The organism is Streptomyces sp. 891-h (assembly GCF_022760275.1).
Classification (GTDB): Bacteria; Actinomycetota; Actinomycetes; order Streptomycetales; family Streptomycetaceae; genus Streptomyces; species Streptomyces spirodelae.
The window spans coordinates 4410784-4435854 of the sequence record NZ_CP050693.1; the positions used below are offsets into that span (position 1 = coordinate 4410784).

At 70.6% G+C, this 25071-nt stretch carries 30 protein-coding genes; all 30 read right to left on the reverse strand.

Annotated features, from left to right (window positions below):
* Positions 1 to 6 precede the first annotated feature (6 nt).
* The 30 genes from HC362_RS19335 to HC362_RS19485 all read right to left on the reverse strand — a co-directional run bounded on the left by HC362_RS19335 (position 7) and on the right by HC362_RS19485 (position 25036).
* Positions 7 to 2361 (reverse strand): right-handed parallel beta-helix repeat-containing protein, encoded by a 2355-nt coding sequence (locus tag HC362_RS19335; RefSeq protein ID WP_279240123.1) that lies wholly within the window; start codon positions 2359 to 2361, stop codon positions 7 to 9.
* A gap of 20 nt (positions 2362 to 2381) precedes the next feature.
* A complete protein-coding gene (locus HC362_RS19345; protein ID WP_243085266.1) occupies positions 2382 to 3119 on the reverse strand; it encodes a hypothetical protein in 738 nt (245 codons plus the stop codon).
* Positions 3119 to 4195, reverse strand: coding sequence for a hypothetical protein (locus HC362_RS19350; protein ID WP_243085268.1), 1077 nt, complete (start codon positions 4193 to 4195; stop codon positions 3119 to 3121). The genes HC362_RS19345 and HC362_RS19350 overlap by 1 nt, the downstream gene beginning before the upstream one ends.
* 45 nt (positions 4196 to 4240) lie before the next feature.
* Positions 4241 to 5224 (reverse strand): hypothetical protein, encoded by a 984-nt coding sequence (locus tag HC362_RS19355; protein ID WP_243085269.1) that lies wholly within the window; start codon positions 5222 to 5224, stop codon positions 4241 to 4243.
* A gap of 11 nt (positions 5225 to 5235) precedes the next feature.
* Positions 5236 to 6108, reverse strand: a complete 873-nt coding sequence (locus HC362_RS19360; protein ID WP_243085270.1) for a phage tail domain-containing protein — start codon at positions 6106 to 6108, stop codon at positions 5236 to 5238.
* Positions 6109 to 6111: 3 nt separating this feature from the next.
* Complete coding sequence (locus HC362_RS19365) at positions 6112 to 8592, reverse strand: phage tail tape measure protein (RefSeq protein WP_243085272.1); 2481 nt, start codon at positions 8590 to 8592, stop codon at positions 6112 to 6114.
* 239 nt (positions 8593 to 8831) lie between these two features.
* Positions 8832 to 9287: a hypothetical protein gene (locus tag HC362_RS19370; RefSeq protein ID WP_243085273.1), complete on the reverse strand. Its 456-nt coding sequence runs from the start codon at positions 9285 to 9287 to the stop codon at positions 8832 to 8834.
* Positions 9284 to 9742: a hypothetical protein gene (locus tag HC362_RS19375; protein ID WP_243085275.1), complete on the reverse strand. Its 459-nt coding sequence runs from the start codon at positions 9740 to 9742 to the stop codon at positions 9284 to 9286. The genes HC362_RS19370 and HC362_RS19375 overlap by 4 nt, the downstream gene beginning before the upstream one ends.
* Before the next feature lie 68 nt (positions 9743 to 9810).
* A complete protein-coding gene (locus tag HC362_RS19380; RefSeq protein ID WP_243085276.1) occupies positions 9811 to 10224 on the reverse strand; it encodes a minor capsid protein in 414 nt (137 codons plus the stop codon).
* On the reverse strand, positions 10221 to 10571 hold the full coding sequence (locus HC362_RS19385; RefSeq protein ID WP_243085278.1) for a hypothetical protein: 351 nt from the start codon (positions 10569 to 10571) through the stop codon (positions 10221 to 10223). The genes HC362_RS19380 and HC362_RS19385 overlap by 4 nt, the downstream gene beginning before the upstream one ends.
* Positions 10568 to 10885: a hypothetical protein gene (locus tag HC362_RS19390; RefSeq protein ID WP_243085280.1), complete on the reverse strand. Its 318-nt coding sequence runs from the start codon at positions 10883 to 10885 to the stop codon at positions 10568 to 10570. The genes HC362_RS19385 and HC362_RS19390 overlap by 4 nt, the downstream gene beginning before the upstream one ends.
* Complete coding sequence (locus tag HC362_RS19395; protein ID WP_243085282.1) at positions 10882 to 11271, reverse strand: hypothetical protein; 390 nt, start codon at positions 11269 to 11271, stop codon at positions 10882 to 10884. The genes HC362_RS19390 and HC362_RS19395 overlap by 4 nt, the downstream gene beginning before the upstream one ends.
* Positions 11272 to 11274: 3 nt before the next feature.
* Positions 11275 to 11493 (reverse strand): hypothetical protein, encoded by a 219-nt coding sequence (locus HC362_RS19400; RefSeq protein WP_243085283.1) that lies wholly within the window; start codon positions 11491 to 11493, stop codon positions 11275 to 11277.
* Positions 11494 to 11507: 14 nt separating this feature from the next.
* A complete protein-coding gene (locus HC362_RS19405; protein ID WP_243085285.1) occupies positions 11508 to 12512 on the reverse strand; it encodes a major capsid protein in 1005 nt (334 codons plus the stop codon).
* 21 nt (positions 12513 to 12533) lie between these two features.
* Entirely contained in the window at positions 12534 to 13286 is a 753-nt protein-coding gene (locus HC362_RS19410; RefSeq protein WP_243085287.1) for a hypothetical protein, read from the reverse strand.
* Between the two features lie 108 nt (positions 13287 to 13394).
* Complete coding sequence (locus HC362_RS19415) at positions 13395 to 13559, reverse strand: Rmf/CrpP fold protein (protein ID WP_243085288.1); 165 nt, start codon at positions 13557 to 13559, stop codon at positions 13395 to 13397.
* A gap of 3 nt (positions 13560 to 13562) precedes the next feature.
* Positions 13563 to 15779: a phage minor capsid protein gene (locus HC362_RS19420; protein WP_243085289.1), complete on the reverse strand. Its 2217-nt coding sequence runs from the start codon at positions 15777 to 15779 to the stop codon at positions 13563 to 13565.
* Positions 15780 to 15796: 17 nt separating this feature from the next.
* Entirely contained in the window at positions 15797 to 17290 is a 1494-nt protein-coding gene (locus HC362_RS19425; protein ID WP_243085290.1) for a phage portal protein, read from the reverse strand.
* On the reverse strand, positions 17277 to 17456 hold the full coding sequence (locus tag HC362_RS19430; protein WP_243085291.1) for a hypothetical protein: 180 nt from the start codon (positions 17454 to 17456) through the stop codon (positions 17277 to 17279). The genes HC362_RS19425 and HC362_RS19430 overlap by 14 nt, the downstream gene beginning before the upstream one ends.
* An 11-nt stretch (positions 17457 to 17467) precedes the next feature.
* Positions 17468 to 18700, reverse strand: coding sequence for a PBSX family phage terminase large subunit (locus HC362_RS19435; RefSeq protein ID WP_243085292.1), 1233 nt, complete (start codon positions 18698 to 18700; stop codon positions 17468 to 17470).
* On the reverse strand, positions 18690 to 19208 hold the full coding sequence (locus tag HC362_RS19440; RefSeq protein ID WP_243085294.1) for a helix-turn-helix domain-containing protein: 519 nt from the start codon (positions 19206 to 19208) through the stop codon (positions 18690 to 18692). Before HC362_RS19440 ends, HC362_RS19435 begins: the two co-directional genes overlap by 11 nt.
* A gap of 144 nt (positions 19209 to 19352) precedes the next feature.
* Positions 19353 to 19832, reverse strand: a complete 480-nt coding sequence (locus HC362_RS19445) for a DUF732 domain-containing protein (RefSeq protein ID WP_243085295.1) — start codon at positions 19830 to 19832, stop codon at positions 19353 to 19355.
* Positions 19833 to 19908: 76 nt separating this feature from the next.
* Positions 19909 to 20244, reverse strand: a complete 336-nt coding sequence (locus HC362_RS19450; RefSeq protein ID WP_243085296.1) for a hypothetical protein — start codon at positions 20242 to 20244, stop codon at positions 19909 to 19911.
* A gap of 80 nt (positions 20245 to 20324) precedes the next feature.
* Entirely contained in the window at positions 20325 to 20807 is a 483-nt protein-coding gene (locus tag HC362_RS19455) for a hypothetical protein (RefSeq protein ID WP_243085297.1), read from the reverse strand.
* 61 nt (positions 20808 to 20868) lie between these two features.
* Entirely contained in the window at positions 20869 to 22005 is a 1137-nt protein-coding gene (locus HC362_RS19460) for a hypothetical protein (protein WP_243085299.1), read from the reverse strand.
* Between the two features lie 183 nt (positions 22006 to 22188).
* Positions 22189 to 23022, reverse strand: coding sequence for a hypothetical protein (locus HC362_RS19465; RefSeq protein WP_243085301.1), 834 nt, complete (start codon positions 23020 to 23022; stop codon positions 22189 to 22191).
* A 9-nt stretch (positions 23023 to 23031) separates the two neighbouring features.
* The gene (locus tag HC362_RS19470) at positions 23032 to 23493 is read right to left on the reverse strand and encodes a hypothetical protein (protein ID WP_243085303.1); all 462 of its coding nucleotides are present in this window, start codon (positions 23491 to 23493) and stop codon (positions 23032 to 23034) included.
* Positions 23494 to 23590: 97 nt separating this feature from the next.
* The gene (locus HC362_RS19475; RefSeq protein ID WP_243085305.1) at positions 23591 to 23959 is read right to left on the reverse strand and encodes a hypothetical protein; all 369 of its coding nucleotides are present in this window, start codon (positions 23957 to 23959) and stop codon (positions 23591 to 23593) included.
* 70 nt (positions 23960 to 24029) lie between these two features.
* The gene (locus HC362_RS19480) at positions 24030 to 24524 is read right to left on the reverse strand and encodes a single-stranded DNA-binding protein (protein ID WP_243085306.1); all 495 of its coding nucleotides are present in this window, start codon (positions 24522 to 24524) and stop codon (positions 24030 to 24032) included.
* A complete protein-coding gene (locus HC362_RS19485) occupies positions 24524 to 25036 on the reverse strand; it encodes an HNH endonuclease signature motif containing protein (RefSeq protein ID WP_243085308.1) in 513 nt (170 codons plus the stop codon). Before HC362_RS19485 ends, HC362_RS19480 begins: the two co-directional genes overlap by 1 nt.
* Between the last annotated feature and the right edge of the window lie 35 nt (positions 25037 to 25071).

The following is a 25071-nucleotide window of genomic DNA, read 5'->3' on the forward strand; positions in this document are numbered from 1 at the left end:
GTGGGGTCAGTGCTCGTCGTCGTACGGCGACAGCACGGGCGACGTGGTGTCGTCGCCGATATCGCCCGCGGCCTCGCCCTTCACGCGGTTGCCCCAGCGCCGGACGTTGCTCACGGTGCTCGTGATGCTGATGGCGAAGAGAGCGAGCGGACTCGTCGGGCCCATCGAGTACGAGTTGCCGGTCAGCGTGAGCCGGTCGGTGCCGGACGTGCACCGGTAGCCGTAGCCGCTCCCGCCCGTGCCGGCACCCTTCACGACGTTGTTGGACACCGTGAGGTTCGCGCCCCTCAGCGTGTGAATGCCGTTGACCGTGGCGTACGTGATCAGGTTCCCGTCGATGAGCATGTCGGCCCCGTCGTCGCACGAGATGCCCGACCCGCCGAGCTCGTAGACGCGGTTCGAGGCAACCACACCATCGCTGACCCACTGCTGACTGATTCCGGTATTGGCGATGTTGGACACGACGTTGCCGGTCACGGTGTACCGGGATACGTACTCCAGCCGTATGCCGTTCTCGCTGCCTGCGCTGCCGTCGATGGTGTTGCCGGTGACGGCCAGGCCGTACCAGCGGCCGGAATCCTCGCCCTGCACATAGATCGGCTCGCTGAATCCAGCCGTGCCCGTGAACACGTTGGAGTCGATGACGAGCCCGGTCGAGAGCTGCGAGGACCCGCGGTCAACGCCATCCGAGTCGGTGCGGTCGGCCACCTTCGAACTGTCGAGCGTGCGCGCCCACACACCGCCGCCGCACGCGGCGAACGTGTTGCCGGAGATCGCGCTCGCTTCCCAGATGTACGGCTTCACCGCGTACTGAGCGCCGCCCTCGAAGGTGTTGCCCTCGACGCGTATGCGGCGGTGCCAGCGGCCCCAGGTAGCGCTGTGTGAGCCGACACCCGACGGCCACGCCACCGTGCCCGCCGTGCCGGAAGGGCCCACGTAGCAGTCACGCATGACGAGGTCTTCCGTCGGTGTCGAGTCGTACGGGCCGAAACCGCCGAAGACAGACGCGCGGAACGCGCCGTCGACCTGTACCGCCTCGCTGAATGCTCTGCCTCCGGTGTCGAGGTAGCCGCGGAACGAACAGCCGGAAATGATCGCTTGCTTCGTCGAATTGATCTCGATGCCGTGGTATCCCGCTACGTCGCGGATCTCCAGATCCCGGATGGTCACATTGCGGGCGTGGCCGATGCTGATGCACATGTCCGGGTCGGTCGGGAAGTCGGTCGCACGCATGTCCCACAGCCCACCCTCGATGATCAGGTCACCGTGCCCGGAGTACCCGCCGTACGCCTGGCTGGCGTCCCCGTTGAGGAGAAACGTTTCCGGGGCGCCCCGCAGGAACGACGCACCCGGGGCGAGCGTGAGCCGCGTTCGCCGGTAGATGCGCAGCGGCAGCGTGGCGCACCGGTAGGTGCCGGGCGGGACGATGATCCAGCCACCCCCCGCGTCACGCGCGGCATTGAGGGCGGCCTGGAGCGCGGGAGCGTCGTCCGTCGTACCGTCGCCCGTGGCGCCGTACCCGGGCGCGGTCGGGTCGATGACGGGCAGCTCCGCAGTCCCCAGCGGCGGAAGCTGTTCGGTCGGTACCTTCCCCGTGGCGTCGAGCTCGGCGACGCCAGACGGGGTGCCCACATCGGCGAGAGCGACGGCCCCCACATCAGCCGCGGTGTACGTCGGCCGCTGCGCGGCGGGCAGAACGCCCGCACCGTCGAGCTGGGCGACGCCGCCCGGTGCTCCCGGCGCGGTGTCCGGCACAGCGCCTACGTCGGCTGCGTCGAGCACCACGTCGGGGCCCAAGTCGCCGTTTACGGAGTTGACCGAGCCGTCGCCCGGGTCCCCCTTCGGCCCTTGCGGGCCCTCCGGACCCTGCGGCCCCTGGGGACCTTCCGGGCCGGCCGGTCCCTGCGGTCCGGCGGGACCGACGAGGGAGTCGAGCCACTGCACGGGCGTGCCGACGAAACCCTCGGCGACGGCGATCTCGTAGGCACTCGCGCCGCGTACGTAGTTCGGATTCGCGGGGTCGGTCGGGGCTACGTCGGCGAGGTCGACCTCCGGGTCGTTGAGCGGGAGCAGGAGAGAGTACGAGCGGTTACTCGCCACGCCTTCGAGCTGTTCGGTGACCGTGTACGACCAGTCGATCGGGTCCATGCCGGGCGCGTCGGTCGCGGGGAGCACCACGGCGATTGCGCCCGACGCGTCGAGGGGTGCCTCGACGGGCCCGGCGAGCATGAGGTCAGCACCGCCGAACGTCAGCAGCGCCGGGGCCCGAAACGTGACCTTGCCCTTGAGTGGAGTGCCGTTCGGCCGTAGGTAGCGGGCGGTGACAGTGACGGTGGGGATGGACTCAGGCAGCGATGCCAAGGGGCGATCCTCTCGGGTCATCAGTCGGCGTCTGCGGCCGACGTGGCGTTCACGCCCCACAAGCCCCAGCACCAGACCGAGCCGGTACCGGTGCCGGATGTGCGGCGAGTCTGGATACGCAGCGACGCGCCCGCACCATGGGCGCGGTCGTGCATGCTGCGGGTAACGCGGACGGTGGTGGACGGCTCGGCGCCGTCCGAGGCCGTGAGCACGGCCCCGAGCTGCTGCTGGTCGGCTCCGCTGCCCATCACGAGACGTGCCTCGCACGTGGTGCCAGCGGGCGCGTAGACGGTGAAGTGCGCGAGCAGCACGGCATGCTGCACCCACCACTGCCCGACGAATGCGGTTGACCACTCGGCCGCGGTGATGGGTACGGCGCTGGCCATGGGCACCGGGACCCATGGGCGGCCGAGGTAGCCGTCGGCGTAGGCGTCGTCCATCACGATCACGTCGCCGTCGCGGCTGAACATGCGGATCATCTGCGCGTCAGTGCCGGATTCATCGCCGACGGTCAGCGCTCTGGTGCCGTCGTCGCGGCCGATACCGACGCCCCAGTCGCCGTCGCGGGTCTGCCCGACAGCAAAAGTCCGGTATCCGTCGGGTGTCTCCGCCATCAGTTGACCACCGCGGCCGATCACCACATCGCCAGCTGTCACGGAGTCGAGGGCGGGCCGGATCTGTGACCGACCGCGCAGGGTCCGCACCTCGCGTTCAAGGGCCGCGATGCGGTCGAGGAGGTCGCGCGGTACGTGCGCCATCACGGCACCTCCAGATACAGCCGTGCCGTTTCGGGACGGCCACGCTCGGGCGGGGAGACGGACATGCCCACTACGCGGAACCGGGCGTCCAACGGCCGGGGGTGCCACAGATCGCGGATACGGATACGGACGGTGGCGCCGATCAGTGCGGGGCTGACCAGTCCGCCGAGCAGTACCTCGACCTCGGGTATCTCGACGGGGCGTCGGGCGGCGGCGAGGTCGGCTCGCGCGTGCCCGTCGAGTACGTCCTGACGCTCAACCGTGCTGTAGTCGCTGGTGCCGTCGAGCCGCGGCCACCCGTTCGTGATGTCCTGCTCGGCGGTCAACAGTGGCGAGGTGAGAGGGACGCTGTCCTCTGTCTGGTTGCGGTTGATGGATGCGCCGCGCGACTGCCATGCGGTCGCCATCTCGGTGGCGTCGGACGGCCACGCATACGACAGGATCGGCCCGGGGTGGTCGAGCACCACGTCGGCCGCGCCCGTTCGCAGCGTCGGGTGCCCGAGCTGGAGCCGCCGCGCCCGGGTGCGGTCATCGCGTCGATACGAAGCAATGCGCCACTCGAACCCCTGCTCTGCCTCGGCGAGCTGGTCGAGCAGGTCACCGATGCTATGCAGGTCGTACCGGCTGTACTCGCGGTCACGCAGCACACCAGATAGACCCGGGTCGGCCTCGATACCGAGGTCACCCCCGGGCGCCGCCTGCACGTAGGCGAGCAAGTCGCGCACGATGTCGAACTGATCGCGGGCGGTCGCGGCGTAGTCGTCGACCAGCAACCGGCGGTAGAGGTAGGACTCCCAGCCGCCAGCTTGAATCTCCGCGCCGAGATTCCCGCGGTCGTCCATCCCAGGTTTACGGGTCCACAGGATGCCGCCCCACCAGATATCCGGGCCACGCTCGACCCACAGACCGGTGCGGCCCGGGGTGAGCGCCCGGCGCGCTCGCTGCGCAATCTCAGCGTTCGGAGTGGGCACAACGCCGCGCAAGCTCCCGGTTTTGCCGATGTAGTCGTCAAGGGCGAGGCCCTGTACGGGAAGAGAGTCGACGAGCCGGTCGGTCAGCAGGTCCGTAAGTAGCACGCGGTAGGTCGTTGAGGGGGTCGGGATCACGGCACCCCCTCGGGATCACTGCACGTAGGTGGCGCTGATGCGGAGGTTGTGACCCTTTTCGAGGACGATGCCGGGCGACCACGTCCGCAGGGTCACTTGCCCGTCGGGATCGCACCGGGCCACGCCGTCGCCGTAGCCATCGGTCGCCGGGGCCTCGAACGCGAACAGGGGCGCCCACCCGGCAGGGAGGGAGCCGACGAAGCTGTCGGGCAGGTTGTTGGAGTCGCTGAGGTTGCCGCCCGTGCGGCTCAAGTACACCGACCACGTCACCGTGCCGTTCCGGCGGCGGGCGTCGAATGTGTTCACTGACCAGCCGGTTCCCGCCAGAAAGCCGGACGTGATGCTCTCGGCGGGGATCTCCGGCGGCCGGTATGGGCGCCATGCGTCGCCCGCAGCGTCCCAGCGTTCCAGCACCCCGCCACGGTCGCGGTACGCGCCGTCGTACGCGGCCTCGTCGTCCGTGGCGCCGCGAGGGACGATGCCGCCCACGGCGACGGTGTACCGGCGGCGGTCCGTGAGGGCCGATGCCCAGTCGACGCCGCCCGTCGAGGCCGAGGCGCCCGCGCGTACCCGCACGTCCCACAGCGGCAGCGATGCGGGCGGCAGCGCGGGCGGTGTCGGGGCGCCCGCTGGCTCCCCCTGCACCAGCTCGACTACCGCCGTGGTCTGCCCCTCGGTGTCGTACATGCCGTCGAGCACGCGCACGATCACGGTGTCGATGCGGTCGAGGGCGTCGCCGGGGGCGATGTCGACCAGTTCCGGCGCGTCGACCGCGACCGGGTACGGGCCCTGCGCCGTGGTGCCCTGCACCACGGCGCGGCCGACGCCGATCTGTAGCGTCATCGCGCCAGCCGGAGCGGCGAGCAGCGGCGCCCCGCCCGGAATGACGCCGCCGCGGCTGGTGAGCTCGCCCTCGGGCGTCACCGTGCCGACCGGGGTTACGCGGGTGTCCTCGCGGGTCTGCCCGTTGGGCAGCAGCCATGCAGCGCGCACGGTCACGGGGTGTCTCCTTACCAGTAGGCCGAGCGGTACCGGACGGTCACGGACGCATCCGGCTCGCCCGTGGCGCGCAGGACGAGAGCCGTCTCGCCGGGAGGAAAGGTGAATGTCTGCTCGGGGGCCGAGCGTGCTGTCGCCGCGTACAGCCGTGAGGCGGTGCCGTTGAGCGTGGCCGTGCCCGCGAGAGTGTCGACGACGAGCAGGTCATCGGCGCCGAGCGGCAGGTCGTATTCGAGGGCGTCGCCCGTGCTGATGTTAGTGAGCGAGGGGCGCGCCATCGGCCCCCGGAACTCGATCACCGGATGCGTGTCTGCGTTCCCCAGGTTGGTGACCGTGAGGGCTCCGGACTCACCCGGGGCTCCCCAGTCGAGCGGCCAGTCGAGCGGCCAGGACAGGCCCGGTTCAGGCGCGGGCAGTCCAGCGCTGGCGGTCTGCTCGTCGAGCGCGTACCGGCGCGGGTCCGTCGCCTCGAACTCGACCGCGCCATCGACGAGCGTCCCAGTGTTGTAGCCCTTGCCGACGGGCAGGTCACGGCGCATGCACCGGGCCCAGCACAGCAGCGGCCCCCGCTCATCCAGCCACACCACGAGCGGCAGCTCGTCGACGACTGGCACCGTGCCGGACTCGAACCGGCCGACCACGGCGCCCAGCTCGGCCGCGCGGGCGCGCACCACCAGCCCGTCAAGACCGATCGTGCGCGCCTGAGCGAGCAGGGTTCCCGGGATCGCGCCGTGCGCGTCCGGCCGCGCCACGGTGCCCGAGTCGAGCCCCGGCAGCTCACCCCAACCCGTCAGGCGTGCCCACCGGTAGGGAGTGCCGCGGCCGAGCAGCAGGTCGCCGTATTGCACCTGCCCGCGCCGGGTGACGAGATCGCCGGGCGCCACGGCTCACCCCCTCGCTTTCGCGGCCCACGCCAGAGCGCGCGCATTGTCGTCGGGGCTGCCGTGCTCGGCCGCGTGCCAGTGCTCGACCTGCAACAGCGGGCCGTCTGACCGGCCGCCGTACAGGCCGCCGTACGCACTCGCCGCCGCGCCCGCAGGCGCCCCGGCGAGCTGCATGCGCGGCACCGGCGGGGGAGTCACCAGCGACCGCATGGCGGAGTCGAGTTGCCCGCGCCCGCGGTCGATGCCGGCCACGATGCCCGCGGGAATCCAGCGGCCGACCTGCTGCGCCATCACACGCGACGGCGAGTGAATGCCGAGCGCTTTCGCGACCGGGCCCGGGATCGCGCTTTTCGCGAAACTGATCAGCTTGTCCTTGAGCCATCCGCCCATGGATTTGATACCGCGATACAGGCCGCGCGCGATGTCTTTGCCCTTGTCGACGAGCAGGTCTTTTACGTCGCCTACGGCTCGTGACATGCGGCCCGGTACTCCAGAGGCGTAGTCGATAGCTTCGCGGAATTTGCGGGCGAGCCAGTCTTTGAAGCCCTTTCCAGCGCGCGCTGCCAGATCCTTGAGTTTTCCCGCCATAGGGCTTGCTTTGCGTAGCAGCCAGTCGGGAATATTTCCGAACCAGTCGACTAGTCCGCGCCATTTCGACTTGGTTTTGTCGACCGCCCATTGCCAGCCGTCGGCGATGATCTGGCCTATCAGTTTCAGGCCGAGTTTCAGCAGTTTCCACAGGAGTTTCAGGGCGCCCTCGATTAGAGCGATCAGCATTCCCCAGATGCCGCCCGTCATGTCCTGGATTCCTTGCCAGACTTTCCCCCAGTCGCCTGAGATCAGCCCAGTCACAATTTCGATGATGCCCTTTACGAATTGCATCGCACTGGACACGTACTGACCTATGGTGTCCCAGACGGAGCGCGCCACTTCGAGGATGCTGTCGCCGTGCTTCGACCAGATTTCGTCGATCAGCGTCACGACATCCTGAATAATCTGCGCGGCTTCGCCTAGGGAAGATTCCACTTTGGCGCCTAGGCCGCCGTCGGAACCCTCGCCGGAGAAAGCCGCACTGATCTCAGAGAAGACGCCTTGCAGCTTTTCGAGGCTGGGCTGAATCTCCTCCCAGAAATCCGAGAGCGCACGGCCGACACCCGAAAAAGCACCACGGAAAGAGTCCGTGAATTTCCCGAGCGCCGGAATCACCGTGCCGCCGAGGAATTCCACGAAGCCCTGCTGCAAGGTGCGCTTGAACTTCTCAACGCGGGTACCTGCGTTGTCTCGCAGGGTCTTGCCCATCTTGTCGGCGGCGCCGCCGACATCGCCGAGCGCGCTGACTGCCGAGGACGGATCGAGCGCCATAAGCGCTTGCTGCGTGTCCTCCGACTTGGTGCCGAAAAGCTGGAGGGCGAGCGTGGATCGCTCGGTCGGATTTTTGATCTTCCGCAGCCCGTCGAAAACCTTGTTGAGTGCTTCTTTGGCTTTCGGCCCGCCCTTGGTGAAAACGCGCTGCATTTCCTTGCCGGACAAGCCGATGGCTGCGAACGCCTTGTCGACTTCGTCACCGCCGCCCTGCGCGATAAGGACGAACTCTTTCAGTGAGTCGGCGACAACATCGGTATCGCGCGCACCGGCTTTGAGGCCCTGCGACATGAGCCCGGTCGCGGTCTTGGCGTCGATACCAAGCTGACGGAACTGCGTGCTGTACTCGTTGAACGTGTCCATCAGGTCGTCAGCGCGCGGCCCCATTTTCTGCATGCCGCGCGTCAACACGTCCAGCGCTTCCCGCGCGTTCGGCGCGAGTTTCGTTTTGAGGATCTGGCCGACCGCGTTGGCCGTCTGCCCGAGGTCTAGATCGAACGTCGACGCCAGATCCGAGACCTTCGTCGAGATGGACTCGATCTGTGCGTTCGTCGCGCCCGGTGGCAGCAGCCCCGAACGCATCGTCGCCGAGATCGCGTCGGCCGCGCCCTGGAAATCCTCGGTGATCGCGTCGGCGTACATACGGCCTGCGATCTCGCCATACCGCCGCGCCTCGGCCGGAGTGGCACCGAGCTGCGCGCCGAGCTTGCCGACGATGCGGGACTGATCCAGCGCTTCGACCATCCCAGCCACGAGCGCGGCGCCGGCCGCCGCGCCGAGCGCAGCAGCACCACCGGCCACGGCGCCCTTCATGCCCTGCAACCGGCCGCCGATCTGCTCCCCAGCACCCTCGGTGCCGTCTGCGGCGCCATCGGCGAGCGCGGCGCCCCCCTCCTGCCCGGCCTCGGCGAACTGACGGCGGGTGTCCTGCAACCCACTGTCGACGCCGCGCGAGACGCCCTCGCCGAGCGCGTCACCAGCCTGACGGCCCGCGCGCGCGGCCTCGTCCCCCATCTCACGGCCGGCCGTGCGTACGCGGCCCTCGGCGCGGTTGAGGCCGGACGACATGCCGCTGTCGTCGACATCAACCAGCGCGGTGAGCTCCCCCACGGTGAGCGCCACGGACACGCACCCCCTATGCAGTTGTGGTTGTGCGCCCGAGCGCTACGCGGTGAGTCGGGCGATCTCGTTCGGGTCGACGACGTGCCGCGGCGTCGAGCGCCAGGCGCGCGCGAACCGGGATTCGGGAGGCAGGGAGCCGATCAGCACAAGGAAGCGGCGCAGCGTGAGGCGGGCGAGCTGGTCGGCCGTGAGGTGGTGGACGGCGGAGAGGTCACCCTCGACTGCCGCCCAGTGGCGGACTACCGCCGACCAGAACTCTTGCGCTTCTTGTTCTTGCTGCCGCTCGGCCGCGGCTTGCGGGCTTTTCCCGGGGTGCTGTCCCGCTCGTCGTAGAGCTGCCGCGCCCGTTCCAGCGAGAGACTGCCGGGTGTAGCGGTGTTGGCGACTGCCCACGCGAGCAGGATCGCCATGCGCCGATCGTCGGCTCGGCGGCGAATCAGCTCGTCCACCAAGTCGCGGGGCAGCAGCGCACCGAGCAGGTTCTCGATGTCTTCCGGGTCGGCCGACTCGCGTACGCGGTGCATCTGCACCTGAATCAGCGCGGGGAGCCGAGAGGGCAGGTGCCATTCCTTCTCGAACATGTGGAACGGCATCCCGTCGAACTCGGGCTCGACGCGTTCCTCGGCCCAGAACGCATCCCAGTCCGCCGTATTCGGCTGCTCGTCGTGCTCCTGGCCGTACTGCTCGTCGCTCACGCGGCCACCACCGTTTCCTTACTGGCGGGACCGCACCGGGTGATGGTGACACCCCATGTGGTCTTGGCGTTGTGCTCTCCGCCGACCTCGCCCGGGGTGGCGGTCGCCTCCCACACCGTCCACTCGGTTTGGTCCTTGTGCCGGTAGCGGAAACGATTCCTTGACGCCTCGCCGACGCCGACGGTCCACACGGTGTCGACGTACTGCTGTGCCGGGTCCTGGACGCCCGTGGTCGCCGAGTACAGCCCGGTTAGCTCGATCGTGGCGCCGCGCTGCATGATGTCCTGCTCGTACTGGCCGTCGGAATCGTTGGTGGTGGTGTCGGCGACCTCTTCGTTCTCACCGCGGTTGAGCGTCCAACTGTTGACCTTGGTCAGTGTCAGCCACGTTGCGGTAGCGGCGTCCTCGTCCTCGACCTCGAATATCCAGTCGCGGGCGCTGATAGGGCGTCCCATGAGTCCTCCCTGTGGGCATGCGTGGGCGCCCCACAGGCGGGGCGCTGCGGGGTGTTGGTGGTGGTGTCCTACGCGCGGTGTGTGGTGGGGGCGTCGTACTCGACGGAGACGCGTACGACGTGCTCGTGTCGGCCGTTGCCGTCCGGGCCCATCGGCGAGGGCGTCGTCGCAGTGCAGATGATGACGGCCGTTCCGTCCGGCAAGGTCGTGTCCGACAGCCCGTTCACCGCGTCGTACACGTCGTACGCACGGTCGTAGGACACGCGCGGGTCTGTCGTACCGCGTACTCGCACCTGCACCGATACCGCGTCGTACGCGATTGCAGCGTTCTGCGGGCCCGCGTCGTACGCGGTGAGCGACACCGCCTCGGGCGGGGTCGGCGGCATGGTGCCGACGAACGTGTCACCAGCCGTGCCGTCCGGGGTGTACGACAGTAGGCCGAGCGAGTCGAGCAGCAGCGCCAGCCCGTGTACGACGCTCACCGCAGGGCCCGCCGAACCTGGGCAGCGATGATCTGCTGCATGGCCGCGGCCTCCTCGTTCAACGGCTGTTCGAGGTACTTCGGGCCGCGGCCGGCGTCGTGCCGGTAGTTCATCTCTTCGTGCTGCCGCACGGCGTACGGGGTGTCGTACGCAACGGCGCCCGTGAGCTCCTGCTCGTCGACCGTCGCCGTCCCGGACCGCTCCAACGTCCCCTCCTCGATGGGGACACGGGCCCGCGACACTTGTAGCAAGTGCTCGACGGCGAGCCGTACGCCCCGGGCCGCGCCCGCGCGGGTGCGGCTCTCGGCCGCCCGCGGGTTCCAGCGGATACGCACGCGCTGTGTCACTCGCACATCACCTCCGACGACTGAGGCACCGGCAGTCCGGGCGCGGTGTGCTGCGCGACTGTGAGAACGCGCGTCGTCCGGCCGTCGGGCAGGGTGACACGAGACTCGGCCGGGCAGTCGAGACCGGGCGCGGCAATGATCTGCGCTGTGCTGGTGACCTCGCGGCCGTCCTTGTCCCGCACGGTGCGCACCGTCTCGGCGACCAGCGCGGGCACGTCCTCGACCGCGGGGCCGTACGTCGGCCCGTATGCGGAATCACCCGCGTACGGCTCGACCGTGATGCGATGGCACAGCAGCCACCGGGGGACGTTCACCAGATCACCCCCGGAAGCAGACCTGCCCGCCGTAGTGCGCGGTGCGCTCGGGGGGCGAGGTCCACATCGGTGGCGGTGGTGGGGCCATCCTTGCGGCCGGACAGAGATACGGGCCCGATGCTGACGCTGTCCCACCGGCCGGCCGCCCCGGTCCCGTCGTCGCCCGTGGCGAGCTGGTACTCGACCTGGGCGCAGGTCGCGTCCGCGAGGGCGGTCACGATCGCCGGATCGGTCGGCATGCCCGCCGCGTCAGTGCAGTAGGCGGCCGTGAGTAGGGCGTCGTCCACATCTTCACTGGCGCGGGCGAGCAGCCGCTCAGCGCCCGGGGGAGCCGGTTGCCCGGTCCACGCCGAAAGCTGCTCGGGAGTGGCGTAGACACGGGCCATGGCCTACTCCTCCTTCGGCTTGCTCCGGGTACGCCCCGTCGTCTTGGTGCCGTCGTCCGGCTTCCCTGCCGGGGCGCTGTCGCCCGGCTTGACGGTGTAGCCCTGTCGCAGGAAGTACGCGACGGCGTTCTCGTTGTCGGTCTCGGCCTTGCCGTCGGCGAAGTGCACTCCGGCGACAACGCCCGTGAACTCGGCGACGGGGGCGATGATGGTGTGCTTCATGGGTGGAGCGCTCCTCACTGGACCTTGACGTTGCGGAAGACCGATGCGGCCTTGGTTGCCTTGAGCGCGACACCCACGGGCCCCATTTCCACCTCGCCGCGCTTGACGGCGCCCGCCCCGGAGAAGTCCGGCAGCCACGTCTGCACGAGCTGACCGCCCACGGTGGAGACACCGTGGAAACCGTCGAGGCCGATGCGGACCGCGTACAGGTCGGTCAGCCCGGTCTCGGCGGTGCCGCCGATGGTGCGCCCCTCGACGGGAATGATCGGGCTGTTACTGCCGGCCTTCTCGCCCGGGTCGAGGAAGGTCACGCCCCCGTACGACTCGCGCACGATCGGGCGCCCGTTGGCACCGATCAGCCCATCGACCGGGTCGCGGGTGTACTGCCCGGCGCGGCGGGCCAGCGCCCGGACGCGGGCGAGAGCCTTGCTGTTGCCGAGAACCATGGTCGGGGCGCCGTCGAGCAGCGACAGCCACTCGTCGAGCACGTCGAGGGCCTTCTGCTCGGCGCGCGGGTCGGTGTCGAAGTCCGTCCAGTCGGTCACCTGGCCGGCGCGGAACTCGGTGTCGGAGCCGACGAGGGCCTTGTCGAGGCCGTCGAAGCCGCGCGCGTCGGTCGCGGTGTCGCCGTTGATCACAGCGTCCTGAAACCGGGTGCGCGCGGCCTTAATCTTCTGGTTCATGTTGAGCGTGACGGCGCCGGACGCTGCCGGGCCGAGCTTCGCGATCACGCGGTCGACGGAGAACGAGCCACCGAGAACCGCGAGGTCGACCGTGTACCGCTCCGTCTGCACGTTCGTGTCTGTGTACTCGCTGTTGAGAGCACGGAAATCCGCGGTCGGCTGCGTGATCAACCGGCGGTATCCGTAGGTGAGGGTCGCTCCGCCACCCGCGGGGTTGACCACGTCGTCGAACACGAGCGCATCGAGAATGGCGCTCTCCTTGCGGAACTCGTCGATGACCTGAACGTCGACGTCGTCCTGTGTGTTGTTCTTGGCCTCGGCCAGCGTCACGGCCATGGGCGGTACTCCTGTCTGGGGTTAGCCGCCCAGCCGGGCGGCGATCGCTTCGCCGAGGTTGCTCGGCTTCCTGTCGGTGGCCGGGGGCCCGTTGAACTCGGCACCCCCACGCGGCGGCCCAGCGGGCGCGGCGCGGTACAGATCCGGGTCGGCGTCCGTCTCGGCCTTGATGGCGGCCTTGAGCTGGTCGTCGAAGTCCTCGGCGCCGGGGTCGAGCTCGGCGAGCTTGTCGGCGAACGAACGCGAGTTGAGCAGCCGGTCGGCGCGGGCGCCCTCGGCGTGCGCAGCCTTGTACGCGGCCAGCTCGACGGCAGTACGGCGCGCCTCGGCCTGCGAGGCGGTGAGCTGTTCCGTGAGCTTCGCCGGGTCGGCGGGCTCGCCGTCGGGCACCAGGCCCAGCGCCCTGCCGATGTCCTGCGCGAGCGAGGTACGCGCCTCCTCGGCGGCCTTCTCCTTCGCGGTGACACGGGACTTGCCGGCCTCCTTGCGGGCGTCGGCGAGTGCCTTCTGCGCCCACGCGGGGAGCTTGGACTCGTCGCCCTCAGCGGCCACCGGTTCGCCGGGCTTCGGGGCGTTCGGGTCCTGCCCGCCCTGCCCTGCCGGGTCGCCGTTGCCGCCCTGCCCGCCGTTGGGGTCGCCCCCTGCGGGCTGTCCTCCCGGGGCGCCGCCCTGCCCTCCGTCGGCGTACAGGACCGGGGACCACGGGGTGACGCTGTAGGGGTGGGCCCATCCGGCGCCGTCTCGGCGCGCGCGGGCGTGGGTGTGCTTGCGCATGGGGGTGCCCTCCTGGGGCTGGTCGGCCCGCTCCTGGCGGGCGTGTGGGCATAGCAGTGAGGGCCCGCTCCTGGCGGGCCCTCGGGGGTGGTGCTGGTCTGTGTGGCGCTACTCGGCGCGGTCGCGCACGGGGCGTGTCTCGGCGTAGCCGCGAATCCACGCGCGGCGGAGGACGCTGTCACGCGGGTGGGGGCAGGCGGTCGGGCGGTCGCCGCGGCGGCCTGCCTCGCGGCCGTCGGTCACGGCCCGGACGATCTCCTCACGCGTACCCACGAGCTACCTCCGCTGCTGGTGTTCGGCCTCATTCTGCCGGGCCCGCTCGGCGGCGGCCGACCGAACGCCAGTCGCTTTCTCGATGAACTCGGCCTGAGTCATACGGCCGTGCCGGGCCCACCACTCTTTGAGCTCGTCGGACGCGCGGGCGTATGCGATCCTCGCCGGTCCGGAGAACAGGGTCGTCGGGTCGACGCCGTCGGCCTCGGCCCGCTTGTTGAGCAGGTAGCCGCGACACTCGTCCTCCGCCTTGAGGTACTGGTCGTACACGTACTCGTCGTACAGCGCGCGGGCCTCACGGCGCGTAATACGCCGCTCCTCCTGCTCCTCGTCGGACGCGTCGGACGTGCGCGACACAGCGTCGGACACGTCCGACCATGCGTCGTCGTCGGCGAGCCGCCCCCACTCCTCGGCGTCCGGCGCAGGCTTCATTGCCTCGGCGAGCGCGTCGCGGTCGGCGAGCAGGTCGACCACCGGGTCACCCGTGTCCGACGCGGCCGGCATCGGCACGGCGTCGCGGCGGTCCATCTCGGCAGCGATCCGGGCGAGCTCGCCCTCGTCGGCGTACTGCATGCACCATGCGAGGTCGTCGTCGGACACGTCCGACAGATCGTCGGACAACCGTCCGCGCGGGAAGTGCCGGGCGAGCATGTCGCGCCGGTTGGCCTCGGCTGCAAGGTCCGCGAGGGCGCCGGGGTCGGCGTTGCGGGCCCGTGCGGCGAGGTCGGTGTCGGACAGACGCGCCAGCTCGGGCCGGACACCGGGCAGGCGTGCGGCGAGGTCGCGGCGGTCCATCTCCGCCATGACGGCGAGTAGATCCGTCTCGTTGTCGAGCAGGGGCACGGCGCGGGCGAGCTCGTCGTCGCCGTACGCGGTGAGATCGCCGCGGCGCACGTCGCCCTGCACGCGGTCGAGCAGCTGCTCGCGGTCGCGGCGGTCGGCCTCGGCCTCGATCCTGCCGCGGGCCCGGTCGTCGAGCAGGTTCGACCGCATGGCGGCGGCGAGCTGGTCGTCGCTCATCTCGCGCACGCTGGCGTCGTCGCCCGACCAGATGCGGGTGGCGTCGACCTGCTCGGGCGTCGCCTCGCGGCGCGGCTTCGGCAAGTTCGAGGCGCCGGGCTGCTCGCGCGCCCGCAGACGGCGCAGGTCCGGGTGCGCGGCGAGGTGGTCGCGCATGGCGCCCTGCCACTGCCGCGTTTTCGCGCGGGCGGCGCGCTGCGCCTCCGGGGAGACGGCGGCGGCCTCGCGGCGCTTCCATTTGCGGATGTTCCGTTCGATGGCGCGCTGCCGCTGCCCGGCCTCGTACCCTGCCGGGTCGCTCTCGGCCTGCTCGGCGACTGTCAGACCCGGGGTGTAGGCGGACACGCTGTGCCGACAGTTGGGGTGCTGGAGTCCGGCGCGGCGCGCTTCGTCGAGCGATCCGGCGACGCGCACGCGGACGGTACGGCCGTCCTCGATGGCGTGCTCGGCCTCGATCGTGCGCTCGCCGGTCGGCCCGTCGATGGCCAGTACGCGGCCCTCCCACGGGCGGCAGAGAGGGCACTCGCGCGGCGCGTTCGACACGATGACCAGCTCGATACCGGCGTCGGTGAGCGTGCGCGTGTGCGCCTCGGTGGCAGCGCGCGCGGTCGCCGTGCGTACGGCCATCTCGGCGTATGACGTGAGCTGCCAGCGTCGGCCGGAGCGGTCGACGAACGCGCGGATGCCGCGGTCAGCGAAGCGCTGCATGGCGTTCTGCGTGGCCTGCCTGCGGGTGGCGGTGCCGAGAGCCACGTCACCAACGACGGTCGAGACGATGTCGCGGAATCCGTCGACGACGGCCCGCAGGATGCTGCGGTGCGTCGCCGTGAGGCGGTCGACGGTTTCCTGTGCGATCCGGTCGACAGCTTGCGCCTGCGGGGTGACCTCGTCGACCAGCCGTCGGGCGTCGTCGTCGAGCGCGCCCAGCTCGGCCACGCCCGCGCGGTGGCCCGTGTTGTACGACTCGGCCACCACGTCGAATACGTCAAGCGTGACGGCGCGGCCGAGCTCGTCGACAACGGCCTGAGACGACCGGCGCAACGCCTGTACGGCGGCGAGCTTCCGCTCGGCCCACCCGGGCGCGTCGAGGCCGGCCGCGAGCTGCCGAGCGATGATGCCGAGTAGCCGCTCCTCGGCGCTCGCGTACAGATCGCGGGTGCGCTCGGCGAGGGGTTCGACCATGCCCGGATGTATCGGCATGGGCTCACCCCCTCGCGTCACATCGGGAACGTGCCCACAGGATCGGCGGCCGGCGCGTCACGCTCGCTGAGGATGCGCGTCACCTCGGTTTCCACGGCGGTCTTGTCCCACTCCGGGTGCGCCATACGCACCTTCGTTTCCGTCGAGATCGCTTCGGCGCGCGACAGCATCTCGACTGTCTGCGCGGTCCGCTCCGGAGACGGGACAACACCTGTCCCAAACTCCACAGTCGGCCGGGCCGGAGTGATGCGCTGCCCGAACTGCGCGACATCGAGTTGCAGCATGACGTACAGCATGTCGGCGAGCGGGTCGGCCCAGTAACCCGTCTTCTTCTTCCGCGTCACCATCGACAACGCCTTGTTGTCGTCGACCTCGGTGGCGGTCATGACGGCGCCGCCCTCCAGACCGAACGACTCGGGGGAGTAGCCGGCCCCCATGGCGGCCTGCCGGATGAGCGAATCGGCGGTGCGCTGGTGCTGCTCGGTGCGGATCTCGAACTGCGACTCGGTGATACCCGAGGTTCGCTCATCGGTGGGGCTGATGTTCAGCTCGGTGAAGACTTCACGGTCATCGTCGAACGTGGCGCCGTTCCCGGGCCCGTCGTTGCGGAGGTAGCCCGCGGAGACGAGCAGCCGGGCGCGGCCGAGCCGGAGATCCCGCATCCAGGAAGTCCACGTCTCGTCGAGGCTGTCGAACAGGTCGTACAGCGGTGCGGCGTAGTCGCTTCGGCCCATGGGTGAGCCGCGGTGCAGGCGGTTCGGCAGCATGTTGGGCACGTAGGCGGCGGTCAGATCTTTGATGCCGGTGGCGATGGTTTGCCCGTCGCCGTCGGGGTCGAGGGAGGTGACCAGTTCGGCCGTGTCCGGGTGTGCGGTGAGCGGCACGGCGCGGCCGAGGTTGTCGGGTGTGCCCTCGTACAGCGCGTGCCGGATGTGGCCCGGCTCGTGCAGCTCCAAGTGCCGCCACACGGTCTGTGTGGTGGAGCCCGGCAGCTCACGCCAGAATGTCACCTCGCGGAGCATGCCGAAGCGGTGCACGGGTACGGCGGCGTCGGGCTGCTCCACTGTGAGGATCGGCCGGTCTGTGACCTCTCGGTCCCATGTAGCGCGGAGGTACACCCCGGACAGTCCGGCAGCCTGCTCGGCGCCACTGATCAGCGTGCGGCTGAGGTGCCCCTCGGTGATGAGCTGGGCGAGGCGGTCGGCGGTGGCGGTGTCGGCGTCGGGGATGCTGATGCGCGGCATGTCGGCGAACAGCAGGTCGGCCGAGGTGCGGGCGATGTCGCCGGGGAACGGCACATGCAGCCGGTTGTCCGGCCGGCCGCGGTGCTGCTCCTGGGCGCGTTTGCGGCCCCACAGTCTGCGCCGTTCGGCGGGGCGGGCGCTGTTGCCGTAGACGCGGGACAGGCGGTCTTTGTCGCCGCTGTACCAGGCGTCGTTTACGCGCATCTGCTCGTAGAAGGGCGCCATCTGCGGGGGCGGCCACGGCGCGCCAGTCTCAGGGAGCGGCATCCGGGGTCACCTCCTGGTCGTCGAGGATGTCGGCGGCGGCGCGGAGGAATCCGGCGACTGCGGGGCGCAGCGGCTCGCTGGGTTCGAGGGTGAGCTCGCCAGCGTCGACGGTGTGGTCGCCGACGGTGAGTCGTACGGGCAGAGTGAGCGGTGCGGTTGCGGCCACGGGCGGTCTCCTTACGCGGCGAGGCGGAGCAGGTGCCGCCACTCGTTGGCGGTGGAGTGCACGGCGTACCGCAGCGCGTCACATGAGTGGTCATCCTGCTTGACGGGTTTGTCTTCGCCTTTGTCGGCGGCTGTCTCGTCCCACACGTAGCCGGGCAGCTCGTCGAGCAGCCCCTCGCACGATCGGTGGATGCGGAGCAGGCCAGCGCCGAGCAGGTTCGCCACGGACCGGATGCCGTCCACTACTTCGTTCGAGGCGCGGGCAACACCGGGGTAGGAGTCGGCCCACAGTTGCGTGATGAAGGATGCTGCCGACGGGTCGACGAAAGTCCACTCGGGCGTGACGCCCTGCTCGGCAACCCACTTGCGCAGCGCCGTGCTGTATTGGGCGTCGGTCATCTGCCGGTGCGCGGTCCGGGAGTCGTGGCGCCACTCGGCGCACGCGTACAGCCGTCCGTCGACACCCTCGCCGAGCAGGATCGCCGAGGTGGCGTTCACGGTGCCGTAGTCGACGCCGATCCAGTGCCGACGCATCTGCGGCAGCTCATCGACGACGTGCTCGGACTCGTCGAACATGTCGTAGATCGCGCCCTCGGCCTGCACCCACAGGCCGAGCACGTTGCGCTTGTAGAACAGCCCGGTGTGCGTGGCCTTGATGCGGTCCTTGTACTCATCGTCGAGGCCGGGATTGTCGTCCAACTGGAAATGCCACGACCGGAGCCGAGCCTCGCGCGGGCGCAACAAGTAGTCCTTGCGGAGCCAGTGCGCGGGGTTGTCGGGGTTCGTGGTGCCGAAGATCTTCGACCCTGGCACGCTGCAACGGGCCGTGAGCTGGTCGAAGAACGACTTGGGCAGCGTCGTTGCTTCGTCGACGTAGGCGCCGGCGCACGTGAGCCCTCGTACCTTCGGTTCGGCCTGGGCGTCGTTCGCGCCGAGGGCGTGCACGGTGCGGCCGAGGACGGTCGCTGTCGGCGCACCGCTGGTGTAGTGCACATCCTGGGCGACCTCGCCGAACACGTCCGGGTTCATGAGCGGCCCGAAGACGTTCCGGGCGAGGCTGTCGCGGGTGCGGCCGACCATGACCAGCTCGCCCCCGCTTGGCGGGTCGGCTACATACCCCAGCCACCGAAGCAGACTCGCAATCGTCTTGCCGGAGCGAACCGAGCCTTCCCACAGGTTCAGGAAGGCCGCGGCCTCGACGATGCTGTCTACCTGCTTGGGCGAGAGGGCGAGTTCACTGCTCATCGCCGACTGTCTCGGTGCCGTGCCGCTCGGCGTAGTTGCGGGCGAGGCCGTCCATAAGACGCCCGATCACGGACCGGGAGCGCTCGCCGGTCTCGTCGCGCGCGGGCGAGAGCTTCAGCGACCGGTCGAGGGCGGCCCCCGCGGTGGCCATCATGGTTCGCCGGTCAGCGGGTGTCGGCTCGTCTTGCCACTTCTCGGCGTAGGTGTGGTCCTTGCCGCCCCACTCGAAGTAGAGCTGCGGCTGGGTCATTCTCCCGATCTCGCGCTCGGCTACGTCGTGAAGCGCGATTGCGAGGTCAGCGCGGCGCGCGGCGAGGTCGGCGCGGCGAACCTTGGTGGCGGTCTCGACCTCGGCGGCCCGGTCGAACGTGATGCCCAACTCGCGGGCGATCTTCGAGACGGTCGACGGGCTGCGCCTGAGCTCGCGGGCGATCTGGTTGCGTGCCTTGCCCTGCGCGTGGAGGTGGCGCACCTGCTCGCGGTCTTCGTCGGTGATTGGGCGCGGCATGGGTGGTCACCTCCTCGCGCGGGCATGCGAAACGCCCCGCCACTCGGGGGTGTGGCGGGGCGTTGGTGGTGTCTGTTTCCGGGCATGCCGGAGACGGCCCCAACAATAGGTCACGGTTTGATCACGGCGCAACCTGCCGGATGGCTACCCCTCCGGGCACAACGTCTTGCGCAACGCCTTGTTCAGCTCGGCGCCCTGGGTGTCGGTGAGCGGGTGCGCGTCGGTGCCAAACCGCTGAGCGGCGAGGTAGTCGACGCGGCTGGCCCCACCGTCGAGGGCGCTGCACTGGTTGCGGCCGGCGTCGATGGCCTTGTCAGGCTCGGCGGTGAGCGCGGGATCGACGGCGGCGATTGCGTCGAGGTAGGCGGCGCGGTCGGCGCCGGTCGGCTTGGGCGGGATGCCGGCTGCCTTCTCGGCGACGGCGCGGTGGCTCTTGTCGACCTTCGGGGTGGTGCTGGGGCTGGGCTTGCTGTCGCGGGTGGCGTTGGTGCTGCCGCTGCTGGTCGCCATCGCCACAGCGACCACCACCACGGCGAGGCCGCCCACGATCCACACGAGTACGGGCACGCGTCTTCGCGGGCGGGGCGGGCGGTGGCTGTGCTGCGGCTGGTGCTGGGGGTGCATACGCGTGCGCTCCAGAGTCGACGGCCGGGGGATGGCGTTGGTTCGACTGCTGGAGCGCACGGGCGGTTGTACGGCGTCACACAGCGCGTGCCGCGGGGACCTCGCTGATGTGGGGGTAGGCGGTGTTCGCTGGGTTGGGCACCTGCTCGGGCGTCCCGTCGGGCAGGGCGTAGCGCACGCCGATGATGTGGGGCGCGGTGCCGTCGGGCACGTCCCCGTAGTCCCATGCGCGGCGGTAGGCGTTGGCGAGCAGGTGCACGGCCAGGCGCAGCGGGTCGGCCGCGTTGCCGTGGGCGCGCATGAGTACGGCGAGGTCGTCGCGTACGTCCTCGTCGAGCACGCGCACGGAGATCGAGCGGCCGACGGCGGGCGGGGTGGCGGTGCGGCGGCGGTTAGGGTTGGTGTCAGCCATGGCGGGGGTTGCTCCCGGTGTGGTGAGTCGGGCCCGTCCGGTGGTGGAGTCACCGTGTGCGGGCCCGCGCTGTTGGTGGGCTACTGGTCGCGCTGCTCGCGCAAGATCTGGTAGACGCGTGACTGCGTGAGGCCGAGCTCGTCGGCGATTCGCGCCGGCTTCTGGCCTCGGGCGGCTGCGGCGCGGACGACGCTGGGGGTGACGGCCTGGGCGGCTTCCCCAGCTACGCGCAGCGCGCGCACGTCGTCGAGGGTGAGCTCGTCGGCGAGCTGACCGATGAAGAAGTCGTGGCCTTCTGGCGTGTTGAAGTGGCGGGCGATCCACTTGACGTATTCGAGGGGGTCGGCGTCGGTGGGGTTGGGGTCCCCGGCGAGGGCGCGCGCGGCGACGGTTTCCCGCTCGTGCTGAATGATCAGGTTGAGCATTTCGTCGCGCAGCTTCTCGGCGGCGGTCTGTTGTGCGGCGACGGAAGTGGGGAACTTGCCGGCGTCGGCGCGCTGGTAGTGCAGGGTGGTCGACTCCTCGTCGGGGCGGTCCGGCTGCTGGTCGTCGCTGGTGTTCATGCGGTGCTGCTCCTGCCGATGGTCGGGGCCCGCCCCCGGGCGGGGGCGGGCCGATGGGTGGTCAGTCGGTGGTGCGGTCGGTGAACAAAGCGCCCTGCTCGGCGTCCTGCTCGACGGCGAACAGCGCGTCGTCGGCCTGCTCGCCGATCCACTCTCCGCGCCACGTGCCCGCTACGGCGTCGGCCTCCGTGACTAGAGCGGCGGCGTGCCCCGCCTCGGTGTTTGTTGCGGCGGCCTGGGTGATCTCCCAATCGCGCAGCAGCGCCAACACATCGGCGAGGTACAGAGCCGGGCGCATCCCCAGGGCGGGGAACATCACGTGCACCTCGCGTTCCCCGTGACGGATATGGGCGTCGACGGCGGTGCGGACTCGGGCGACGGCGTCGGCGGTGGTGTGTCCGCTGTAGGCGAGGGCGTGCAGATCGTCCCGCGTCAGGGTCGCCTCGGGGCTGCCTTCGGTGACGCGGACGCGCAGGGCGCCAGCCCGGGGCATCTCGCGGACAACTTGTCGAACGGCGGCTACGGCGAGCGGGTAGGCATTCGCCGGTCGGGCGTCGGCGAGCTGCTGGCGCCGCTGGGCGCGCTGCTGCTCGGCGTCGGCCGTGGCCCGGCGGCGAATCAGCGTGGGTGCGTCGGCGGGTGCCGGGTCGCACGTCTCCCAGGGGGTGTCGGTGGCGAGGTTGACGAGCGGGCTCTCGTGGTTCTTGTAGGTGGCGCACGCGGTGCAGCCGCATGCCGGGTTGTACGGCGCGGGGGCGGCGGTGTAGGGCTCGGCGTGCTCGATGGCGTGTGCCTCGGTGGCGGTGTCGACGGTGAGGTCGTCGCCGAAGCAGGCGAGCACGGTGTCGCCGGGCCGCACCTCGTCGGCCCGCAGGATGACCGGTGCGGCGTCGGTGGCCTGCTTCGTCTGGGCGGGTACGCGGTGGCGGGCGTGTCCGGCACGCTCGATCCACAGCCGGGCGGCGCGGCGCTCGGCGCGGGTGGCCTCGTCGGTGGCGAGCAGCGTCTCGGCGTATTCGCTGATGACGTGCAGTACGTCGATGGTGGGCGTGATGATCAGCGTCCGCCCTCGGCCGCGGCGTCCGGCGTCGAGCGCTTCGCGGGTGGCGCGGCTGGCGGGGTCGTGGTCGTCGGCGCCGGTCGCGAGGTTCGTACCGGCGAGGAAGTCGGCGAGTGCGCCGGGGATCGTGATGTCCATGGGGGTTGCTCCCTTGGTTGTGGGTGCCGGGTGGAGTCCGGCGTCCGCCGGGTGGAGTCCGACGGAGAGCAACACTGTAGGCACTTGTGAAGTCAGTTGGCAAGTGACTACACAAGCGGCTTCACGAAAAGGGGGCGCCGGTCAACGTCGGCGCCCCCGTGGACCGTTGGTCTCCGGTGCTCGCTACTCCTCGGCGCGGCGGTCGGCCGCAGCGAGGGCGGCGTACAGGCCGACGAGCTCGGCGCCACGCCACGCGCGCCGGCGCCGGAAGTCCAGCGGCACGGGCGCCCCGCACGCCTCGCCAGTCGCGCACGTGACCATGGGCGTGCCTCCCGCTTGCGTGCGGCCGGTCAGTTCGCCGCCGCACCACGGGCACGGCCTGTCGAGGGTGGTCGTGCGTCCGTCGCGGCCGAGGGCCCGCTCGACGCGCTCGCGGCAGCGGCGGGCCACGGTGGCGGCTTCGTCGAGCAGCCGGGCGGGCATCGGCCGGAACAGGTCGCCCGACGGCTCGTCGAGGGCACGGCCCTCGATCCAGACGGCGGCCCAGTGCAACCCGTACGCCCGGGAGCCGGGATCGGTGGCGCTGGCGTAGTGCCAGCGGGCGGGGTCGTTGCGGTCGGCTCCGTCGATGACGGCCTGCGAGGGTCGGCCGGGGCCGACGGGTTTCGGGATGCGGCGTACGGGGCGCTGCACCTGCTCGGCGATCTGGTCGGCGAGGTCGAACAGTGCGCCCTCGACCTCGAGGGCGGCGTCGAGCGCGTCGAGATTCACGGGCGCGGGGTGCTCACGCAGTACGAGCGGCATGCGGCCAATGGTGGCTGTGGTCGGCGTCTGGTCGAGCTCGGCGTCGCGGGTGGCGAGTTGGTCGAGGAAACCTTTCTGCTCGCGGGGCGGCCACTCGGCGGCGGGGGCCTGCTCGACCGCGAGCAGCAGGTCGCCCCACTGCTCACGTATGGCGGCGAGGTCGACGGCGGCCCGACGGCCGGTCGGGGCGCTGGTGTCGAGTGCGGTCGTCATGGGCTGCTCCTATTTGCGGCGGTGGCGGGGCGGGCCGTATGGGGACTGCCATGCGGGGCGGCGGTCGCGCGGTGCGGCTGGCGGCGGTGCGAGGGCGTACTCGTCCGGGCGGGCGTTGCGGGCGGCCTCGACGGCGCGGGCGAGGGCGCGTACGGCGGGGGCGACGGCCTCGACGTAGGCGCGCATGACGGCGCGCATCTGCTCGACGGCGGCCTCGGCTGCGCGGATCTGAGTGCGCCGCTCCTGCAACTTGGCGAGTCGGTAGACGGCGCTGCGGTCGCGTCGTCGGGCGCGTTGGCGGGCGCTGCGCCATGCGTTGCGGTAGCGGTCGGCGGCGCCGAGCTCGGTCTCGACGTGGGCGCGGAGTAGGGCGGCCTCGCTGGTTGTGAGGACTCCGCGCTGTGCGCGGGAGAGGAGTACGAGCAGGCTGTCGCGGCGGGCCTGCTGCTCCTGTTCGGTGAGCGCTGTCACGGGCGCGTGTCCTTCCGGGCGAGGTGGGCGAGCTGCCTGTCGGCGCGGCGCCGTGCCGCCCATCGGATGAGGGCGGCACGGACGCGGGCGAGGGGTCTCACTGGCCGGCCTGCTCGGCAAGCTCGCGGGCGTGGCGTGCGAGCAGCGCGGCGGCGAATCGGCGGGCGAGTGTGGAGGGGTGGCCCTGCTGCTCGATGAACGCGGCGAGCTGGTCGAGTGCGGGGCGCGCGTCGTCCTGGTCGACGGCGGGGGCCTGTGCCTGCGACGGCGGGTAGGGGATCGGTTCGTCGCCCTCGGCGTGGTCGGGGCACTGCTCGCCCGTGGCGGCGGCTCGACCACACGCGGCCGGCTCGGCGGTCGGCCACTGGTAGCCGTTGACGTCCTGGTGGTGCGTACCGTCGTGCCCTCCGTCGAGGATGCATGGCAGCCAGTCGCGGACGGCGCCACATGTGCCGGTCTCAAGCATGGGTATCTCCTGTCTCGGTGGAGTCGAGGGGTTCGCGCGCGCGGCGCGGGCCGCGTCCGGACTCGGCGGGTCAGAACGGGGGCTCGTCGCTGTATCCGTGGCGGGGCTGCTGGTTGGCCCAGGGGTCGCCCTGCGGGGCGCCGTATCCGCTCTGCTGCTGGTTCCAGCCGCTTCCCTGCTGCTGGGCACTGTTGCGCTGGCCGGTGGTTTTGGTGACTGCGGCGGTGGCGTTGCGCAGGGAGGGGGCTACCTCGTCGGCGGTGATCTCGTAGCTGCTGCGCTTGCTGCCGTCGTTGGCCTCGTACTGGCGCTGCTGGAGTCGGCCGACGACAACGACGCGGGCGCCCTTCTGGATGGACTCGGCGACGTTCTCGCCGAGCTGGCGCCAAGCGGAGACGCCAAGGAACAGCGGCTCGCCGTCTTTCCACTCGTTCGACTGCTTGTCGAAGTGGCGGGGGGTGCTGGCGATGCGGAAGTTGCAGACGGCGGCACCGCTGGGGGTGAACCTGAGCTCGGGTTCGGCAACGACGTTGCCCACGATCGTGAGGGTGGTCTCTCCGGCCATTACGCGGCCTGCCTTTCGGGGGTCGGGATTGTGAGGGGTGTGATGGTGGCGAGCTGCTGCTCGCGGGCTGCGGCGCGGCGGGCGCGGCTCTGCTCGCGTCGGCATGTGCGGCACTTCCGAGTGCCGTTCGGGGCCCGGTAGGTGTTTGCCTCGTCGTAGGCGTGGCCGACCGGGCATGCGCGTACGGCGGCGCGGCGGGCGACGTGGTTCGAGCTGGCGAGGATGTTCTCGCGGTGCGTGACGGCGCGGAGGTGTGAGCGGCGGACGCACGCGCGGTTGCGGCAACGGTGGTCAACGTCCAGGGCGGTGGGTACCGGCTCGCCGTCGGCGAGTTCTACGGCGTACCGGTGGGCCTTGACGGTGTGGCCGTTGACCCAAAACGTGCCGTAGCCACGCTCGTTGGTGGCTCCGGTCCAGATCCAGCACCGGCCGTGCACGCCGCGTACGAGCGGAATCGGGCCGCCGCGGTCGACGTTTTGCTCGAACCGCTCGGCGGGTGTCGGGCGAGCCATCGCGTGCACCTCCGGATGTTCGGAGCCGGCTGGAT

Excerpts from the sequence above, each read along its gene's own strand:
- HC362_RS19375 (WP_243085275.1), bottom strand. The coding sequence starts at position 9,742 with ATGGGACGCCCTATCAGCGCCCGCGACTGGATATTCGAGGTCGAGGAC.
- HC362_RS19455 (WP_243085297.1), bottom strand. The coding sequence starts at position 20,807 with ATGAACACCAGCGACGACCAGCAGCCGGACCGCCCCGACGAGGAGTCG.
- HC362_RS19425 (WP_243085290.1), bottom strand. The coding sequence starts at position 17,290 with ATGCCGCTCCCTGAGACTGGCGCGCCGTGGCCGCCCCCGCAGATGGCG.
- HC362_RS19345 (WP_243085266.1), bottom strand. The coding sequence starts at position 3,119 with ATGGCGCACGTACCGCGCGACCTCCTCGACCGCATCGCGGCCCTTGAA.
- HC362_RS19465 (WP_243085301.1), bottom strand. The coding sequence starts at position 23,022 with ATGACGACCGCACTCGACACCAGCGCCCCGACCGGCCGTCGGGCCGCC.
- HC362_RS19485 (WP_243085308.1), bottom strand. The coding sequence starts at position 25,036 with ATGGCTCGCCCGACACCCGCCGAGCGGTTCGAGCAAAACGTCGACCGC.
- HC362_RS19460 (WP_243085299.1), bottom strand. The coding sequence starts at position 22,005 with ATGGACATCACGATCCCCGGCGCACTCGCCGACTTCCTCGCCGGTACG.
- HC362_RS19420 (WP_243085289.1), bottom strand. The coding sequence starts at position 15,779 with ATGCCGATACATCCGGGCATGGTCGAACCCCTCGCCGAGCGCACCCGC.
- HC362_RS19435 (WP_243085292.1), bottom strand. The coding sequence starts at position 18,700 with ATGAGCAGTGAACTCGCCCTCTCGCCCAAGCAGGTAGACAGCATCGTC.
- HC362_RS19405 (WP_243085285.1), bottom strand. The coding sequence starts at position 12,512 with ATGGCCGTGACGCTGGCCGAGGCCAAGAACAACACACAGGACGACGTC.
- HC362_RS19445 (WP_243085295.1), bottom strand. The coding sequence starts at position 19,832 with ATGCACCCCCAGCACCAGCCGCAGCACAGCCACCGCCCGCCCCGCCCG.
- HC362_RS19450 (WP_243085296.1), bottom strand. The coding sequence starts at position 20,244 with ATGGCTGACACCAACCCTAACCGCCGCCGCACCGCCACCCCGCCCGCC.
- HC362_RS19475 (WP_243085305.1), bottom strand. The coding sequence starts at position 23,959 with ATGCTTGAGACCGGCACATGTGGCGCCGTCCGCGACTGGCTGCCATGC.
- HC362_RS19480 (WP_243085306.1), bottom strand. The coding sequence starts at position 24,524 with ATGGCCGGAGAGACCACCCTCACGATCGTGGGCAACGTCGTTGCCGAA.
- HC362_RS19400 (WP_243085283.1), bottom strand. The coding sequence starts at position 11,493 with ATGAAGCACACCATCATCGCCCCCGTCGCCGAGTTCACGGGCGTTGTC.
- HC362_RS19410 (WP_243085287.1), bottom strand. The coding sequence starts at position 13,286 with ATGCGCAAGCACACCCACGCCCGCGCGCGCCGAGACGGCGCCGGATGG.
- HC362_RS19440 (WP_243085294.1), bottom strand. The coding sequence starts at position 19,208 with ATGCCGCGCCCAATCACCGACGAAGACCGCGAGCAGGTGCGCCACCTC.
- HC362_RS19395 (WP_243085282.1), bottom strand. The coding sequence starts at position 11,271 with ATGGCCCGTGTCTACGCCACTCCCGAGCAGCTTTCGGCGTGGACCGGG.